This window comes from Bosea sp. (in: a-proteobacteria) (assembly GCA_023910605.1).
Taxonomy (GTDB): Bacteria; Pseudomonadota; Alphaproteobacteria; order Rhizobiales; family Beijerinckiaceae; genus Allobosea.
Map to the genome: position 1 here is coordinate 3,697,363 of JAAVVV010000001.1, position 15,302 is coordinate 3,712,664.

Below are 15,302 nucleotides of genomic sequence, written 5' to 3' on the forward strand. Positions count from 1 at the left end.
CAGCCTTGGCTCTGTACGGGCCCGGTGCCGGCACGGCGAGCCCGGTGCCGGCGCGGCGAAAAGCGCTTGTCACCCGGCGGCCTCGCGTGTATCGCAACAACCGCTTCAACCGAAGACCAGCACCCGAGCCTGCGGAGAGGTGGCAGAGTGGTTGAATGCACCGCACTCGAAATGCGGCATGGGGGCAACTCCATCGGGGGTTCGAATCCCTCCCTCTCCGCCACGCATTCCTATAAGTTATTGTTTTATATGGAATAATTGAGGCGCGCATTTGTGCGCCATACATTCCGCCCCACATTTGATCTCGGCATACCCCGGAACGCTGCGGCGCTTATCAGTAGGATGATCTGGGCTTCAGTGCTCGTTGTCGCCGCTTGATGGCAGACGCTTCCGCGGTTTCTTCGCCCCTATCGAAGATAAATGGAAGGCCTCGCCAGAGAGAGTTCGCTTTCCTCGGAGCCGCCTTCGCACCCAGCGAAGGAAGGCGGCGAGGAGGGAAGCGGACGAACGGGCTTTCCTTGGTGAGCAGGAGCAACAATCAATCCTTCGGACAAGATATCGTTAGCTGCGAAGCGGCTAAATCAACCTCGCACACTCCTCCACGACATACTCCGGGATGCTCTCAAATTTATGCGGGTTGAGCTGCATCGTAAGCGTGTAGGCAACCCCACGTATCTTTTGGTGTTCTGATCGCTCATTTTCCCGGTGAATCATGTGGGGAATCCTATGAGCGAGAGTATGAATCAAGATCGAGTTTTTGAGGTTTTGACGGCAGCGCCGGTGCGGACGAGGCGCAGGCTACGTGATTGGTCGGTCGACGAGAAGGCACGACTGATTTCCCAGACGCTGTTGCCTGGTGCGAATGTTTCGGCGATTGCGCGTTCTGCCGGGGTTGACCCTTCGCAGCTTTATGGATGGCGGCGACAGGCCCGGGCATCCGGGGCGGTCAAAGCCATGCCCGTTGCGCACGATGAGGTGAAGTTTGCGCGCGTCGAGGCGGCTGGCAACTGGGCTGTGGAGATTGTCATTCGGGATACGGTTGTCCGCGTTGGCGGCGACATCGATGCGGATCATCTGACCGTGATACTGAGGGCGGTGCGCAAAGCATGATTGGCCTGGGTGTCGTCGTTTACGTGTCGTGCCAGCCCGTCGACTTTCGTAAAGGTGCCGCATCCCTGATGGTGCTTGTCCGGGATGGCGGCCTCGACCCGTTCAACGGCGCGCTTTACGTGTTTCGGTCGAAACGTGCGGACCGTGTTCGGATCGTGTGGTGGGATGGCAGCGGCGTTTGTCTCTATTCGAAGACGCTTGAGGAGCAAGGCTTTTGCTGGCCTGCCCTATCGGCGGCTCGCATTCGCCTGGACCATTCGCAGCTGATGGCTCTTCTGGCCGGGATGGACTGGAAGAAGATCCGTCCGACAAAGGTGCGGCGACCCTTGCTGACGGGATGATGTCGATCTGCGGCAAGATGAATCATGCTGCTGTAATCATTGGGAAAGTGAGCGGTTTTGTGCTCTATTTGCACCCATGGATTTACCCCTGAACACCTTGCCGGACGACGTGGATGCGCTCAAGGCGATGGTGCTCGCCCTGGCGCGTGCGCAGGCGCAAGGGGATGTTCGATTAAGAGCCGCGGAGGCTGAAATCGCCCGGCTGGAGGCGATCGAACAGAGCGCCAACGAGCGGATTGCCAACCTGACGCTGATCATGAAGGTCTTGCAGCGCGCGCAACATGGCAAGCGCTCTGAACGGCTCCGCGCCGGTGGTCCTGGGGTCCTCGACGACGAGCAGATTGCCTTTGCCTTCGAGGAGGTGGAGACCGGCCTTTCGAGCGTCCAGAGCGAACTCGACCGGGGCGCCAGGGACAAGCCGAAACGCGCTCCACGCCCGCGCAAAGGCTTTGCTGCGCATCTTGAGCGCATCGAGGAGGTCATCGAGCCGGAACTCCCCGCTGGATATGAGGGCCTGGAGAAGGTGCTGATCAGCGAAGACCGTTCCGAACGGCTCGATGTCATTCCGCCGAAGTTCAGGGTCATCGTGACGCGCCGTCCCAAATATGCCTTCCGTGGCCATGACGGCGTGATCCAGGCGCTCGCACCGGCACACATCATCGAAGCCGGATTGCCAACGGAACGGCTGCTCGCCTTTATCGCGGTCTCCAAATATGCCGACGGTCTTCCGCTTTACCGTCAGGAGGCGATCTACCTGCGCGACGGGGTCGAGATCAGCCGATCCCTGATGGCCCAATGGATGGGCCATCTTGGGTTTGAACTGCAGATACTGGCCGATTACATCCTCGAAAAGATCAAGGAGGGTGAGCGGATCTTTGCCGACGAAACGAGCTTGCCCACTCTGGCTCCCGGATCGGGGAAAGCAACCAAGGCCTGGTTATGGGCCTACGCGCGCGATGATCGCCCCTATGGCGGCATCAGTCCGCCAATGGTGGCCTATCGCTTCGAAGACGGCAGAGGCGCTGAATGTGTGGCCCGTCATCTGTCCGGGTACAACGGCATCCTGCAGGTCGATGGATACGTGGCCTATAGCAGCCTTGCCAAGAGCCAGGCCAAGAGCCAGGCCAAGAGCCAGGCCAAGAGCCAGGCCAAGAGCCACGCCAAAAGCCAGGCCAAAACCGGCAGCACAGAAACGATGAGGCTTGCCGGATGCTGGGCGCATCTCAGGCGCAGGTTCGTAAGCGTCCTCTGACGGCTACGGCATAAGGTTCCACGGCAACAGGTCGGCGATTTTGTTGATGGGGTGATCGGCGATCCTGGTGATGACTGCTCGCAGATATCCCGCTGGGTCTCGCCCGTTGAGCTTTGCGGTTTCGGTGAGCGTGTAGATGGCGGCGGCGCGCTCGCCGCCTGCGTCGGACCCTGCGAACAACCAGTTCTTGGCGCCGAGCTTGAGAGGCCTGATGGCGCGTTCTGCGGCGTTGTTGGAGATATCGAGGGTGCCGTCGTCGAGATAGCGGGTGAGTGCTGCCCAGCGCGATCGGGCATAGCGAATGGCCTTGGCCAGGTCGCTCTTGCCGGAGATCTGGGCGAGGGAATGGTCGAGGAAGCTGGCGAGTTCGGTCATGACGGGCAGCGCCAGATCCTGACGAGCCTTGCGCCGATCCTCGGGCTGCTGGCCGTGAATGAGGCGCTCAACCTCGAACAGCTTGCCAATGCGGGTCATCGCCTCCAGTGCCAGGGGCGAGCCTGTCCCGGCGTGAACGTCGTGGAAGTTGCGCCTGACGTGCGCCCAGCAGGCAACCTCGGTTGCGGCGGCTGAACGCGTGGCACTCGTCGCATAGAGTTCGTTGAATCCGGCATAGGCATCCGCCTGCAGGAATCCTGCAAAGGCCTTGAGGTGCTCGCGCGGTCGCTCTCCCTTGCGGTCGGGCGTGTAGCGATACAGCGCGGCGGGCGGGTCTTGACCGCCACGGGGTCGCTCATCGCGCAGATACACCCAGAGCCGCCCTGTCTTCGTGCGCCCGAGGCCCGGCGCCAGCACTGGCACGGGCGTGTCGTCGGCATGCAGCCGCTCAGCCCGCATCACATGGGCACCGACCGCCTCGACCAGTGGCGCGACAAGCTCTGCGGCCTTGGCAACCCAGCCGGCCATCACCGAGCGCTCGATCTCGACGCCCTCGCGGGCAAAGATCTCTGCCTGGCGATAAAGCGGGAGATGATCACAGTATTTGCCAACCAGAACCTGGGCGATCAGGCCCGGTCCGGCCATGCCGCGCTCGATCGGCATGCTCGGCATCGGAGCTTGCGCCATGCTCTCGCAGGTGCGGCACGAGAAGGCGGGACGCACATGGCGGATAACCTCGAAGCGGCCCGGCACATACTCCAGGACTTCACGGACATCCTCATCCACCTTGCGCCACTTGCCTGCCGTTCCGCAGGATGGACAAGCACAGGCAGGGTCGTTCACGATGGCAGGCGTGTGTACGATCTCGATGCGCGGCAGATGCTCAGGCAAAGGGCGGCGCGTGGCCTTCGGCTTGGCTGTTGCTGCATCAGCGGCAGGAGCTATCTCGTCGATGGCTGCATTGTTCGCCGCCTCGACCATCTCCAGTTCCTCGAGCCGCAGTTCCAGTTGCTCGATCTCATGGGAGAGCTTCTCCGAGGAGCGGCCAAATTGCATGCGCCTGAGCCGCGCGATCTGGATCTTGAGCTTCTCGATCTCCAGGCTCTTGACAAGAAGACCGGCCTTGGCGGCGGCAGCTTCGGCCTGCGCCGTCTTCAGCGCTGCAGCCTGCGCAGCGACGAGCGCGCGAAGCCGCGCCACCTCGTCACTATCTTGTCCCGCTGCTTCGATCATGAGGTGAAGATACCAGGGCAGATGGGGTCAAGCTATTGAATCAATGTCGATCTTGACCTTTTGCGCGAAGCACTTCACCCCGCACGTCGTGGCTGATCCGTGCGTAACGGCGAGCGCCAGTCGATGCCTTCGAGCAGCATCGACAGCTGTGCGGGCGTCAGTACAACCTCGCCATCCTGCGTCACTGCCCAGACGAAGCGGCCACGCTCCAGCCGCTTGGCGAACAGGCAAAGCCCCGTGCCGTCCCACATCAGAATCTTCACCAGATCAGCGCGCTTGCCCCGGAAAATGAACAGGTGGCCGCGGAACGGATCCTTCTTCAAAAGATCCTGCACCACCATCGACAGCCCGTCGAAGCCCTTCCTCATATCCACAGGTGCCAGCGCCATGTAGATGCGCGCGCCCGCCAAAGGCGAGGTCAGGGTTTGTGGCGTCATCGGTCGAGCGCTGCGACAAGAGCCGAAAGCCGCTCAGGCGCGATACCCTCATCCGCCTTCAGCACCCGGCCGTTGCTCAAGCTGACCTCCACCGTGCAGTCGGCACGCGGAGCCATCTTGCGCGGGGGCTTTGGTGAAGGCTTCTGTCCCGGCTGCGCTTCGGCTGCGATGACAACAGGCGCGAAGACCGGAGCCTCCAGCGAGGCCAGCGGCGTCACGCCCGGCATCAGCCCCGCCTTCGCCTGCTTGCGCCAGTAAAACAGCAGGCTCCGGCTCACCCCATGCCGATCCGCAACCGCCGCCACAGAAGCGCCCGGCTGCATCGTCGCCTCCAGAAGCCGCACCTTCTCCTCGACGCTCCAGCGACGACGGCGCTCAACCTGGCTGATAATCTCCGTCCGGGTGTCCATAGCCGTCCTTGCGCATAGGCTTAAGGACGACAACAACCGTCCAGACCATGCTCATACGATGCCGGACCCGCCCCCGCGCAAGGCAGCCATGGCAGAACGCTTACGCAGGTTCTACGATCTGCACATCAGCGGCGTCTCGCAGGCTGCCACGGACAGCGTCATGGCCATGACCGAGCTGTGGAGGGTCGAAGATGACGTGCGCGGCCGGAATGCAGACACCCGCGCGAAGCTCCGGCAGGAAAAGTCTGCGCCTGTCGTCGCGCGCCTCTTCGATCTTTGGGAACGGGAGCTCGGCAAGGTCTCCGGCAAGTCCAAGACGGCGGAAGCAATCCGCTATGCGCTCGCCCGCCGTGAAGCACTCGAACGGTTCCTCTCCGACGGTCGCATTGAAATCGACTCCAACATCGTCGAACGGGCCATCAGGCCCCAAACCATTACGCGAAAGAACAGCCTCTTTGCCGGAAGTGAAGGCGGTGGCAGGACCTGGGCTACACTGGGAACGCTTCTGCAAACCGCCAGGATGAACAATGTCGATCCTCTCGACTGGCTGTCGCAAACCCTCGCGCATATCGCCCAAGGATGGCCCGCATCCAAAATCGACGCCCTCATGCCCTGGAACTTCAGGTCAAACGCCCTCAGCTAACCGCTTACGAAGAGCCATCAGCTGCGAATGGTCCAGGCGAATGCGAGCCGCCGATAGGGCAGGCCAGCAAAAGCCTTGCTCCTCAAGCGTCTTCGAATAGAGACAAACGCCGCTGCCATCCCACCACACGATCCGAACACGGTCCGCACGTTTCGACCGAAACACGTAAAGCGCGCCGTTGAACGGGTCGAGGCCGCCATCCCGGACAAGCACCATCAGGGATGCGGCACCTTTACGAAAGTCGACGGGCTGGCACGACACGTAAACGACGACACCCAGGCCAATCATGCTTTGCGCACCGCCCTCAGTATCGTAAGCGTTCTGCCATGGCTGCCTTGCGCGGGGGCGGGTCCGGCATCGTATGAGCATGGTCTGGACGGTTGTTGTCGTCCTTAAGCCTATGCGCAAGGACGGCTATGGACACCCGGACGGAGATTATCAGCCAGGTTGAGCGCCGTCGTCGCTGGAGCGTCGAGGAGAAGGTGCGGCTTCTGGAGGCGACGATGCAGCCGGGCGCTTCTGTGGCGGCGGTTGCGGATCGGCATGGGGTGAGCCGGAGCCTGCTGTTTTACTGGCGCAAGCAGGCGAAGGCGGGGCTGATGCCGGGCGTGACGCCGCTGGCCTCGCTGGAGGCTCCGGTCTTCGCGCCTGTTGTCATCGCAGCCGAAGCGCAGCCGGGACAGAAGCCTTCACCAAAGCCCCCGCGCAAGATGGCTCCGCGTGCCGACTGCACGGTGGAGGTCAGCTTGAGCAACGGCCGGGTGCTGAAGGCGGATGAGGGTATCGCGCCTGAGCGGCTTTCGGCTCTTGTCGCAGCGCTCGACCGATGACGCCACAAACCCTGACCTCGCCTTTGGCGGGCGCGCGCATCTACATGGCGCTGGCACCTGTGGATATGAGGAAGGGCTTCGACGGGCTGTCGATGGTGGTGCAGGATCTTTTGAAGAAGGATCCGTTCCGCGGCCACCTGTTCATTTTCCGGGGCAAGCGCGCTGATCTGGTGAAGATTCTGATGTGGGACGGCACGGGGCTTTGCCTGTTCGCCAAGCGGCTGGAGCGTGGCCGCTTCGTCTGGGCAGTGACGCAGGATGGCGAGGTTGTACTGACGCCCGCACAGCTGTCGATGCTGCTCGAAGGCATCGACTGGCGCTCGCCGTTACGCACGGATCAGCCACGACGTGCGGGGTGAAGTGCTTCGCGCAAAAGGTCAAGATCGACATTGATTCAATAGCTTGACCCCATCTGCCCTGGTATCTTCACCTCATGATCGAAGCAGCGGGACAAGATAGTGACGAGGTGGCGCGGCTTCGCGCGCTCGTCGCTGCGCAGGCTGCAGCGCTGAAGACGGCGCAGGCCGAAGCTGCCGCCGCCAAGGCCGGTCTTCTTGTCAAGAGCCTGGAGATCGAGAAGCTCAAGATCCAGATCGCGCGGCTCAGGCGCATGCAATTTGGCCGCTCCTCGGAGAAGCTCTCCCATGAGATCGAGCAACTGGAACTGCGGCTCGAGGAACTGGAGATGGTCGAGGCGGCGAACAATGCAGCCATCGACGAGATAGCTCCTGCCGCTGATGCAGCAACAGCCAAGCCGAAGGCCACGCGCCGCCCTTTGCCTGAGCATCTGCCGCGCATCGAGATCGTACACACGCCTGCCATCGTGAACGACCCTGCCTGTGCTTGTCCATCCTGCGGAACGGCAGGCAAGTGGCGCAAGGTGGATGAGGATGTCCGTGAAGTCCTGGAGTATGTGCCGGGCCGCTTCGAGGTTATCCGCCATGTGCGTCCCGCCTTCTCGTGCCGCACCTGCGAGAGCATGGCGCAAGCTCCGATGCCGAGCATGCCGATCGAGCGCGGCATGGCCGGACCGGGCCTGATCGCCCAGGTTCTGGTTGGCAAATACTGTGATCATCTCCCGCTTTATCGCCAGGCAGAGATCTTTGCCCGCGAGGGCGTCGAGATCGAGCGCTCGGTGATGGCCGGCTGGGTTGCCAAGGCCGCAGAGCTTGTCGCGCCACTGGTCGAGGCGGTCGGTGCCCATGTGATGCGGGCTGAGCGGCTGCATGCCGACGACACGCCCGTGCCAGTGCTGGCGCCGGGCCTCGGGCGCACGAAGACAGGGCGGCTCTGGGTGTATCTGCGCGATGAGCGACCCCGTGGCGGTCAAGACCCGCCCGCCGCGCTGTATCGCTACACGCCCGACCGCAAGGGAGAGCGACCGCGCGAGCACCTCAAGGCCTTTGCAGGATTCCTGCAGGCGGATGCCTATGCCGGATTCAACGAACTCTATGCGACGAGTGCCACGCGTTCAGCCGCCGCAACCGAGGTTGCCTGCTGGGCGCACGTCAGGCGCAACTTCCACGACGTTCACGCCGGGACAGGCTCGCCCCTGGCACTGGAGGCGATGACCCGCATTGGCAAGCTGTTCGAGGTTGAGCGCCTCATTCACGGCCAGCAGCCCGAGGATCGGCGCAAGGCTCGTCAGGATCTGGCGCTGCCCGTCATGACCGAACTCGCCAGCTTCCTCGACCATTCCCTCGCCCAGATCTCCGGCAAGAGCGACCTGGCCAAGGCCATTCGCTATGCCCGATCGCGCTGGGCAGCACTCACCCGCTATCTCGACGACGGCACCCTCGATATCTCCAACAACGCCGCAGAACGCGCCATCAGGCCTCTCAAGCTCGGCGCCAAGAACTGGTTGTTCGCAGGGTCCGACGCAGGCGGCGAGCGCGCCGCCGCCATCTACACGCTCACCGAAACCGCAAAGCTCAACGGGCGAGACCCAGCGGGATATCTGCGAGCAGTCATCACCAGGATCGCCGATCACCCCATCAACAAAATCGCCGACCTGTTGCCGTGGAACCTTATGCCGTAGCCGTCAGAGGACGCTTACTCAGTATCACGGTCAGATGATCCGCATCGATGTCGCCGCCAACGCGGACAACCGTATCCCGAATGACAATCTCCACAGCCCAGTTGCCAGCCGCCTCGACGCGCGCAAACTTCACCTCATCGTGCGCAACGGGCATGGCTTTGACCGCCCCGGATGCCCGGGCCTGTCGCCGCCATCCATAAAGCTGCGAAGGGTCAACCCCGGCAGAACGCGCAATCGCCGAAACATTCGCACCAGGCAACAGCGTCTGGGAAATCAGTCGTGCCTTCTCGTCGACCGACCAATCACGTGGCCTGCGCCTCGTCCGCACCGGCGCTGCCGTCAAAACCTCAAAAACTCGATCTTGATTCATACTCTCGCTCATAGGATTCCCCACATGATTCACCGGGAAAATGAGCGATCAGAACACCAAAAGATACGTGGGGTTGCCTACACGCTTACGATGGAGGTGATCAAGGCGACCAGAACATCCGCTTGATTCAAAGCGGCCGGGCAGCATCGCGCCCCCATCCCGGCCATTCGCGACCAGCCGACGTTAACTCGTTAGCGGACGTTGCTCTGCGCCTTGATAAAGGCCGCGAGTGTCTCGACGACACCGTCAGCAAGAGGGCGTTCAGCATCCTTGTAAGCGGCAAGATTTGCGGCGAGATCGTCGATCGAGACAGACTTCAAGACGTGATTGACGTCGGGGAGTAAGGCCAACTTCGCATCGGGGCGCGCCCGGTGCAATCGTTCAGCGTCCGCCAGCCCAACCTGAATGTCTCGTAATCCTTGCAGGATCAGAACAGGTCCTCGGTAATCGGCAATCAACCTCGCCGGGTCGATCGCTAGGGCGCTGATCAGGAACCCCTGAACCTCTGTCCGGAACAGTGGAAGCAATGCCGGATGAACCGATTTTGCTTCAACACGCTTGCCGGCCTCCAGTTGTGCAATGATGCTTTCGGCCTGATCGCGGACGGGGCCATTGGCCGGGTTGGCTGCGATCTGCTCGCGGAGAATGTCACCCAATCGACGACCGGGCGTCGACACCAGAAGCAATCCGCAAATGCCAGGATGTTGTCGGGCGGCGACGAGGGCGGACAGGCCGCCTTCGCTATGACCCAGAACCCATACACATGCAGCACCCATTCTTTCGCGAATGGTTGCGACCCAGGTGTGAATATCTGCCGCGTAGTCGTCCATAACGACGGCATTGGCGTCCGGAACGGCGCGGGAGCTTCCGAACATGCCCCGCTTGTCGATACGAACGCTCCGGATCCCGCGCGTCGCCAACCCCTCTGCGATCAGGCGGTAGGGGGCTGCCCTCACCCCGAGGGGGTTATTGCCGTCACGATCGGTCGGCCCTGAACCGGGAACGATCAGAACAACGGGGGCATCTTTGTCCCGGGGGCCAAGTGCCGAGCCCGACAGCGGGCCGGCCGGGCCTGGTGCCTCAATCTGGAAAGAGTTATTCATTTGCGCTGCTGCGGGCAAAAGATGGGCAATCACAAGAAAGTACGTCAGAATAAGGCGTTTGCCTTCGCATCTCATTCTACGAGCATTTTGTCGGTTGAAACTCGATCGAACGCCCGCTTCCGCTCCGCGCCCCCATGCACGAACCCGCATGGCACGAAGACCTCTGGGGCCGGTGGCGAGAAAGCAATCCCGCTGTGCCACGTGACGACTTAACGAACCGGCCAATCCTGCCTTCATGCACCAAGGCCGTCCAGGTCGCATCCGCACGCATTGAAGTCGTTGGCGCATTCGCGGGGTTGGAAGTCACTCAACTGCGGGTTTTGGCGCGAAAGCTACCGGTGAAATTTCATAGGGCCGTCCTACCAGTGCCAGCGTACTCTGGCGTGGCAGTGAGCGTGCAATGATCCGGCCAGACTTGATCACCGCGAGTCTTGGTGGACGCAGCCGAATGGCCTCGACCGGATCACGCGCATCAAGCATGACCATGTCGGCGGGGTGCCCGACCGCGATCCCGTAATCCGGCAAGTGCATGGCGGCGGCAGCACTCGTGGTGACGGCGGCAAAACACTGGTTCATGGCGTCAATTGACGTCATCTGGGCCACATGCACCGCCATATGGGCCGCATCGAGTGGATCACCTGTGCCAAGCGAATACCAGGGGTCCATCACGCAATCCATGCCAAAGGCGACATTGATGCCCATTTCCAGCATTTGCGGAATACGGGTCAGGCCCCGGCGTTTGGGGTAGGTGTCGTGTCGGCCCTGAATGCAGATGTTTATAAGCGGATTGGCGATGGCGTGCAGCTCTGCCTCGGCCATCAGCGGCAGCAGCTTGGAGACATAGTAATTGTCCATCGAATGCATCGAGGTCAGATGCGAGCCAGCCACGCGCCCTTGCAGGCCAAGACATATGGTCTGCTCGGCCAGGGTCTCGACATGGCGCGACATCGGATCGTCTGTTTCGTCGCAATGCAGATCGACCAGCAGACCACGCTTTGCGGCAATCGCGCAAAGCTGGCGCACGCTTTCGGCTCCGTCTGCCATCGTCCGCTCGAAATGCGGAATACCACCGACGACATCAACGCCCATGTCGAGGGCACGTTTGAAGTTGCCCGCCGCATTTGCAGATCGCAGATAGCCGTCCTGCGGGAAAGCAACGAGTTGCAGCGTGATGTAAGGTGCAACACGCCGCCTCACCTCCAGCAGTGCCTCGACAGCCAGGAGCCGATCATCGCAGATATCAACATGGCTGCGGATGGCCAACACCCCCTGCGATACCGCAAGATCGCAATAGCGCATGGCGCGCTCGACCACGGCTTCATGGGTCAGTTGCTGCTTGAGTTCGCCCCACAGTCCGATGCCCTCCAGCAAGGTGCCAGTGCGGTTAAGGCGCGGCATGCCCAATGACAGCGTCGCATCCATGTGAAAATGCGGATCCACAAAGGGCGGGCAGACGAGGCGCCCGGTCGCATCGATCACCTCATGCGCGCCGCCATTGAAATGCGGTTCAATGGCGGCGATCCGCCCATCCCTTATGGCGATATCCATGCTCGAGCGGCCATCCGGCAGGTTGGCATTGGTGATCAGCAGATCGAACATGTCGGGCTCTCTCTTCAGCGTTCGCCCTTAATGAATGGCTTCATCAAGGCACGCGGATAATCGGCCTTCCGGGCTACGAGGATCAGCGCGATGATTGAAAGGATGAATGGCATCATCAGGAAAATCTGGCTCGGTACAACGCCGCCGGCAAGCGTTTGCAGCCGCACCTGATAGGCATCGAACGCACCAAACAGAAGCGCTCCTATCAGCGCCTTGCCCGGCCGCCACGAGGCGAAAACAGTCAGCGCGATACACACCCAGCCACGGCCATTGATCATGCCGAAGAAAAACGCATTGAATGCCGACATGGTCAGAAACGCGCCACCCACAGCCATCAAGGCCGAGCCAACTGCAAGCGCCCCCATGCGCAGCGCGGTTACGGATAGCCCTTGCGCATCGACCGAGGCCGGATTGTCGCCAACGGCGCGTATGGCAAGACCGAGCGGGGTGCGATAAATCACCAGGGCCGTCAGTGCGACGCACGCGAAGGCTGCCCATGTCAGCGCGGTTTGCTGCGCCAGCGCCGGACCGATGATCGGGATGATCGACAGAGCTTCAACGTTGATGGGCTGGAAGGCTTCGATGCGTGGCGGGCTGGTAACAGCTGGAAACGCAACGCGGTAGCCAAAATACGATGCGCTAGTGGCAAACAAGGTGATGCCAATGCCCGTGACATGCTGCGAAAGGCCAAGCACCACGGTAAAGCAGCCATGCATCAAGCCAAGGCAAGCCCCGACAAGGGCGGCAACCCCGACACCGGTCCACAGGCCGGCCCCCAGATAGACAGCCAGCCAGCCTGACAGCGCACCGGCGACAAAGATGCCTTCGATGCCGAGGTTGAGCACGCCCGCCCGCTCGCAGATCAGTGCGCCCAGCACACCGAAGATGAACGGCGTCGCTATGCGAATGGCCGCTGCCCAGAAACTGGCCTGGAGGAGAATGTCGAACGCTTCCATCATGCGGGGCTCACGCGGCGCAGCCTGTAGCGCGTCAGGAGCGAGCCGATCAGCACACAGAGCAAGGCCAGGGCCACCACCAGATCAGCGAAGTAGTTCGAGATTCCGAGTGTCCGGCTCATGGTGTCGGCCCCCACGAAGACACCTGCAATGAAAATGGCCGAGGGCACCACGGCGAGTGGATTGAGCGCGGCCAGCATTGCAACCACGATGCCGGAATAGCCGAAGCCGGGGGAAAGGTCGGAGGTCAGATAGCCCTTGAGCCCAGCCACTTCGCTGACACCGGCCAACCCTGCCAGCGCGCCAGACAGCAGCGCGGTCTTGAGCAATGTGGCCGTGACCGGTATGCCAGCAAAACGCGCAGCACTGGCATTGCCACCGACCGCACGCATTTCGAAACCTGTCACGGTGCGTGTCATCAGCACATGCACGAAGACCGTTGCCATGAGCGCGATCACGATGCCCCCATGCAGGCGCATTTGCCCGATCAGCCGGGGCAGAACGCCTTCATCGATGATCGGTGATGTCTGTGGCCAGCCCATGCCCATCGGGTCTTTCATCGGCCCCTCCAGCATCATCTGCACGAACAGCAGAATGATGAAGTTGAGGAGCAGCGTGGTCACGACCTCGTCGACCGAGAATCTCGCCTTCAGCAGCACCGGTCCGAGCAAGGCCAGCGCCCCTGCTGCAGCCCCGGCGATGCAGACCAGCGGGATCATCAACAGCGGCGGCAAGGTCACAAGACCAGTGCCTACGGCGGTTGCCGCAAGCGCGCCAGCGTAGAGCTGACCCTCCGCCCCGATGTTCCAGAGCTTGACACGGAAGGCGACGGCGGCAGCCAGGCCCGTCAGAATCAATGGCGTCGCCCGTGTCAGTGTTTCGGTGATGGCGAAGACAGAGCCTGCCGCGCCGTGCAGCAGCAACCCGGCAGCGCGCGCGGTTGGCGCTCCGCTCAGCGCAAGAATGAGCAACGCCAAGGTCATCGCGGTCAGGGCCGACAGGATAGGCACCATGACCATCAGGAGAAGAGGCGTGCTGGCACGTGGCTCGAAACGGATCATGCCGCAACCTCGGGAGCGTCCGAGAACTGAGCGCCCGCTTGCCCCGCCATGGCAAGGCCGATGGCGCTCACATCCAGCAGGGCAGCCTCAATGGCGGGTGTCATCCGGCCAGCATGCATCACCGCGATGCGGTGGGACAGCGCAAACAACTCGTCGAGATCTTCAGAGATCAACAGCACCGCAGCACCATCAGCCGCAGCCTGCCTGAGCCGGCCATGCACCAGTGCCGTGGCCCCGATATCAAGCCCACGCGTTGGCTGGTTGGCAAGGATCAGGCGTGGATCGTCCGCCAGCGCACGGGCCAGCAGGAGCTTCTGGATATTGCCTCCTGACAGCAGCCGCAGCGTCGCATCCGGTCCCTGACATCGTATGTCGAAATCTGCGATGGCTCTCTCTGCCGCCTTCGTCATGGCATCATGACGCTGGAAGCCGGCACGGCTGAAAGCCGCCTGACGGCAGCGTTCCATCACAAGGTTCTCTGCCACGCTCATCTCGCCGACCATGCCCTCGCGGAGCCGGTCTTCGGCAAGACGTCCCACGCCGCGCAGAACCATCTGTGACGGCGTCGTGCCGCCGGGTTCACCCAGCACGTCGATGCGGCCTGCAGTTGGAGTGGCCAGCCCTGCGACCAGTGCTGCAAGGGTCTGTTGGCCATTGCCGGATACCCCGGCAATGCCAACGATCTCGCCTGCACGCACCACAAGCGCGATATCGCGCATCTGATCTCGGCCAGCCCCGGCATGGACGCCCGTCAGTGCCAGCATCGGGCGTCCCGGATATGCCGGGCCGGGGCGTTGGACCTCGACCTCCCGCCCGACCATGAGCCTTGCGATGCTGAAGCGATCAGCACCATCCGTCGGATGGTCTGCAACCTTGCGTCCACCCCGCAGCACCACAATACGATGCGACAGCGCCAGAACCTCCGGTAACTTGTGGCTGATGAACACGATCGAAAGGCCACTATCCGCAAGCAGCCTCAATGCCACGAACAGACTTTCAGCCTCCTGAGGCGTCAGAACAGCGGTTGGTTCATCGAGCACGAGAATGCGGGCATCGCGGTAGAGCGCTTTCAGGATTTCAATGCGTTGCCGTTCGCCGACTGCAAGGCGCTCAACAGGCACATCGAGGCTGACCACAAGCCCTGTGCGCTGCATCAGTTCTGCGAGGCGCAGCTGCGCTCTGGCGCGTCCGCCCCCAAAAGAGAACCAGGGCTCGACACCCAGAATGATGTTCTCGAACCCGGTCAGGTTTTCTGCCAGGGTGAAATGCTGATGCACCATGCCGATGCCGGCCTTGAGCGCGGCCTGCGGCGAGCCACGTTCCAGTTCGTTCCAGTTGCCGGCGGCATCAGCCAGCAGAACCTGTCCGGCATCGGCCACATAATGACCGAACAGGATGTTCATCAATGTGGTCTTGCCAGCACCATTTTCGCCGAGGAGGGCAACGATCTCGCCAGCCTTCAGCGAAAGATCGATGCCATCATTGGCTTTCAAGCTGCCGAAAGTCTTGCTGATGCCCTCAAGCTTCAGCAAGCACCTGTCATG

The 15,302-nt window shown here is 62.0% G+C and carries 15 protein-coding genes, 1 tRNA gene and 2 pseudogenes; 8 read left to right on the forward strand and 10 right to left on the reverse strand.

Features of this window, described 5'->3' with window-relative positions:
- The first annotated feature begins 133 nt into the window (after positions 1-133).
- From HEQ16_17900 to HEQ16_17915, 4 genes and pseudogenes are all read left to right on the forward strand, one after another.
- Positions 134-223: transfer RNA gene (locus HEQ16_17900), tRNA-Ser, on the forward strand.
- Between the two features lie 503 nt (positions 224-726).
- Positions 727-1,110, forward strand: coding sequence for a transposase (locus HEQ16_17905; GenBank protein MCO4055879.1), 384 nt, complete (start codon positions 727-729; stop codon positions 1,108-1,110).
- Positions 1,107-1,451: an IS66 family insertion sequence element accessory protein TnpB gene (tnpB, locus tag HEQ16_17910; protein ID MCO4055880.1), complete on the forward strand. Its 345-nt coding sequence runs from the start codon at positions 1,107-1,109 to the stop codon at positions 1,449-1,451. The genes HEQ16_17905 and tnpB (HEQ16_17910) overlap by 4 nt, the downstream gene beginning before the upstream one ends.
- 76 nt (positions 1,452-1,527) lie before the next feature.
- A pseudogene (locus HEQ16_17915) lies at positions 1,528-2,688 on the forward strand (IS66 family transposase).
- 18 nt (positions 2,689-2,706) lie between these two features.
- On the opposite strand, the gene HEQ16_17920 reads toward HEQ16_17915, so the two are convergent.
- The 3 genes from HEQ16_17920 to HEQ16_17930 form a co-directional block, all read right to left on the reverse strand.
- Entirely contained in the window at positions 2,707-4,311 is a 1,605-nt protein-coding gene (locus HEQ16_17920; GenBank protein MCO4055881.1) for an IS66 family transposase, read from the reverse strand.
- Positions 4,312-4,385: 74 nt separating this feature from the next.
- Entirely contained in the window at positions 4,386-4,748 is a 363-nt protein-coding gene (tnpB, locus tag HEQ16_17925) for an IS66 family insertion sequence element accessory protein TnpB (GenBank protein MCO4055882.1), read from the reverse strand.
- A complete protein-coding gene (locus HEQ16_17930) occupies positions 4,745-5,158 on the reverse strand; it encodes a transposase (GenBank protein ID MCO4055883.1) in 414 nt (137 codons plus the stop codon). The genes tnpB (HEQ16_17925) and HEQ16_17930 overlap by 4 nt, the downstream gene beginning before the upstream one ends.
- Before the next feature lie 103 nt (positions 5,159-5,261).
- On the opposite strand from HEQ16_17930, the pseudogene HEQ16_17935 reads away from it, so the two are divergent.
- Positions 5,262-5,801, forward strand: a pseudogene (locus HEQ16_17935) (IS66 family transposase).
- Here the strand turns inward: HEQ16_17935 and tnpB (HEQ16_17940) are convergent.
- Positions 5,784-6,089, reverse strand: coding sequence for an IS66 family insertion sequence element accessory protein TnpB (gene tnpB, locus HEQ16_17940; GenBank protein ID MCO4055884.1), 306 nt, complete (start codon positions 6,087-6,089; stop codon positions 5,784-5,786). The pseudogene HEQ16_17935 and the gene tnpB (HEQ16_17940) sit on opposite strands and share 18 nt — an antisense overlap.
- A 128-nt stretch (positions 6,090-6,217) precedes the next feature.
- Here tnpB (HEQ16_17940) and HEQ16_17945 point away from each other — a divergent pair, with 128 nt between their 5' ends.
- The 3 genes from HEQ16_17945 (at position 6,218) to HEQ16_17955 (ending at position 8,669) form a co-directional block, all read left to right on the forward strand.
- Positions 6,218-6,631 carry a transposase gene (locus HEQ16_17945; protein ID MCO4055885.1) on the forward strand — a complete coding sequence of 138 codons (414 nt, stop codon included), beginning with the start codon at positions 6,218-6,220 and terminating at the stop codon, positions 6,629-6,631.
- Positions 6,628-6,990, forward strand: coding sequence for an IS66 family insertion sequence element accessory protein TnpB (gene tnpB / locus HEQ16_17950; GenBank protein MCO4055886.1), 363 nt, complete (start codon positions 6,628-6,630; stop codon positions 6,988-6,990). Before HEQ16_17945 ends, tnpB (HEQ16_17950) begins: the two co-directional genes overlap by 4 nt.
- A gap of 74 nt (positions 6,991-7,064) precedes the next feature.
- Positions 7,065-8,669 carry an IS66 family transposase gene (locus tag HEQ16_17955; GenBank protein MCO4055887.1) on the forward strand — a complete coding sequence of 535 codons (1,605 nt, stop codon included), beginning with the start codon at positions 7,065-7,067 and terminating at the stop codon, positions 8,667-8,669.
- Here the strand turns inward: HEQ16_17955 and HEQ16_17960 are convergent.
- From HEQ16_17960 to HEQ16_17985, 6 genes are all read right to left on the reverse strand, one after another.
- Positions 8,659-9,051, reverse strand: coding sequence for a transposase (locus HEQ16_17960; protein ID MCO4055888.1), 393 nt, complete (start codon positions 9,049-9,051; stop codon positions 8,659-8,661). The two genes, HEQ16_17955 and HEQ16_17960, sit on opposite strands and share 11 nt — an antisense overlap.
- Before the next feature lie 179 nt (positions 9,052-9,230).
- The gene (locus HEQ16_17965; GenBank protein ID MCO4055889.1) at positions 9,231-10,142 is read right to left on the reverse strand and encodes an alpha/beta hydrolase; all 912 of its coding nucleotides are present in this window, start codon (positions 10,140-10,142) and stop codon (positions 9,231-9,233) included.
- A 303-nt stretch (positions 10,143-10,445) separates the two neighbouring features.
- Complete coding sequence (locus HEQ16_17970) at positions 10,446-11,741, reverse strand: amidohydrolase family protein (GenBank protein MCO4055890.1); 1,296 nt, start codon at positions 11,739-11,741, stop codon at positions 10,446-10,448.
- A gap of 14 nt (positions 11,742-11,755) precedes the next feature.
- Entirely contained in the window at positions 11,756-12,697 is a 942-nt protein-coding gene (locus HEQ16_17975; protein MCO4055891.1) for an ABC transporter permease, read from the reverse strand.
- Complete coding sequence (locus HEQ16_17980) at positions 12,697-13,758, reverse strand: ABC transporter permease (GenBank protein ID MCO4055892.1); 1,062 nt, start codon at positions 13,756-13,758, stop codon at positions 12,697-12,699. Before HEQ16_17980 ends, HEQ16_17975 begins: the two co-directional genes overlap by 1 nt.
- Entirely contained in the window at positions 13,755-15,290 is a 1,536-nt protein-coding gene (locus tag HEQ16_17985) for an ABC transporter ATP-binding protein (protein MCO4055893.1), read from the reverse strand. Before HEQ16_17985 ends, HEQ16_17980 begins: the two co-directional genes overlap by 4 nt.
- Between the last annotated feature and the right edge of the window lie 12 nt (positions 15,291-15,302).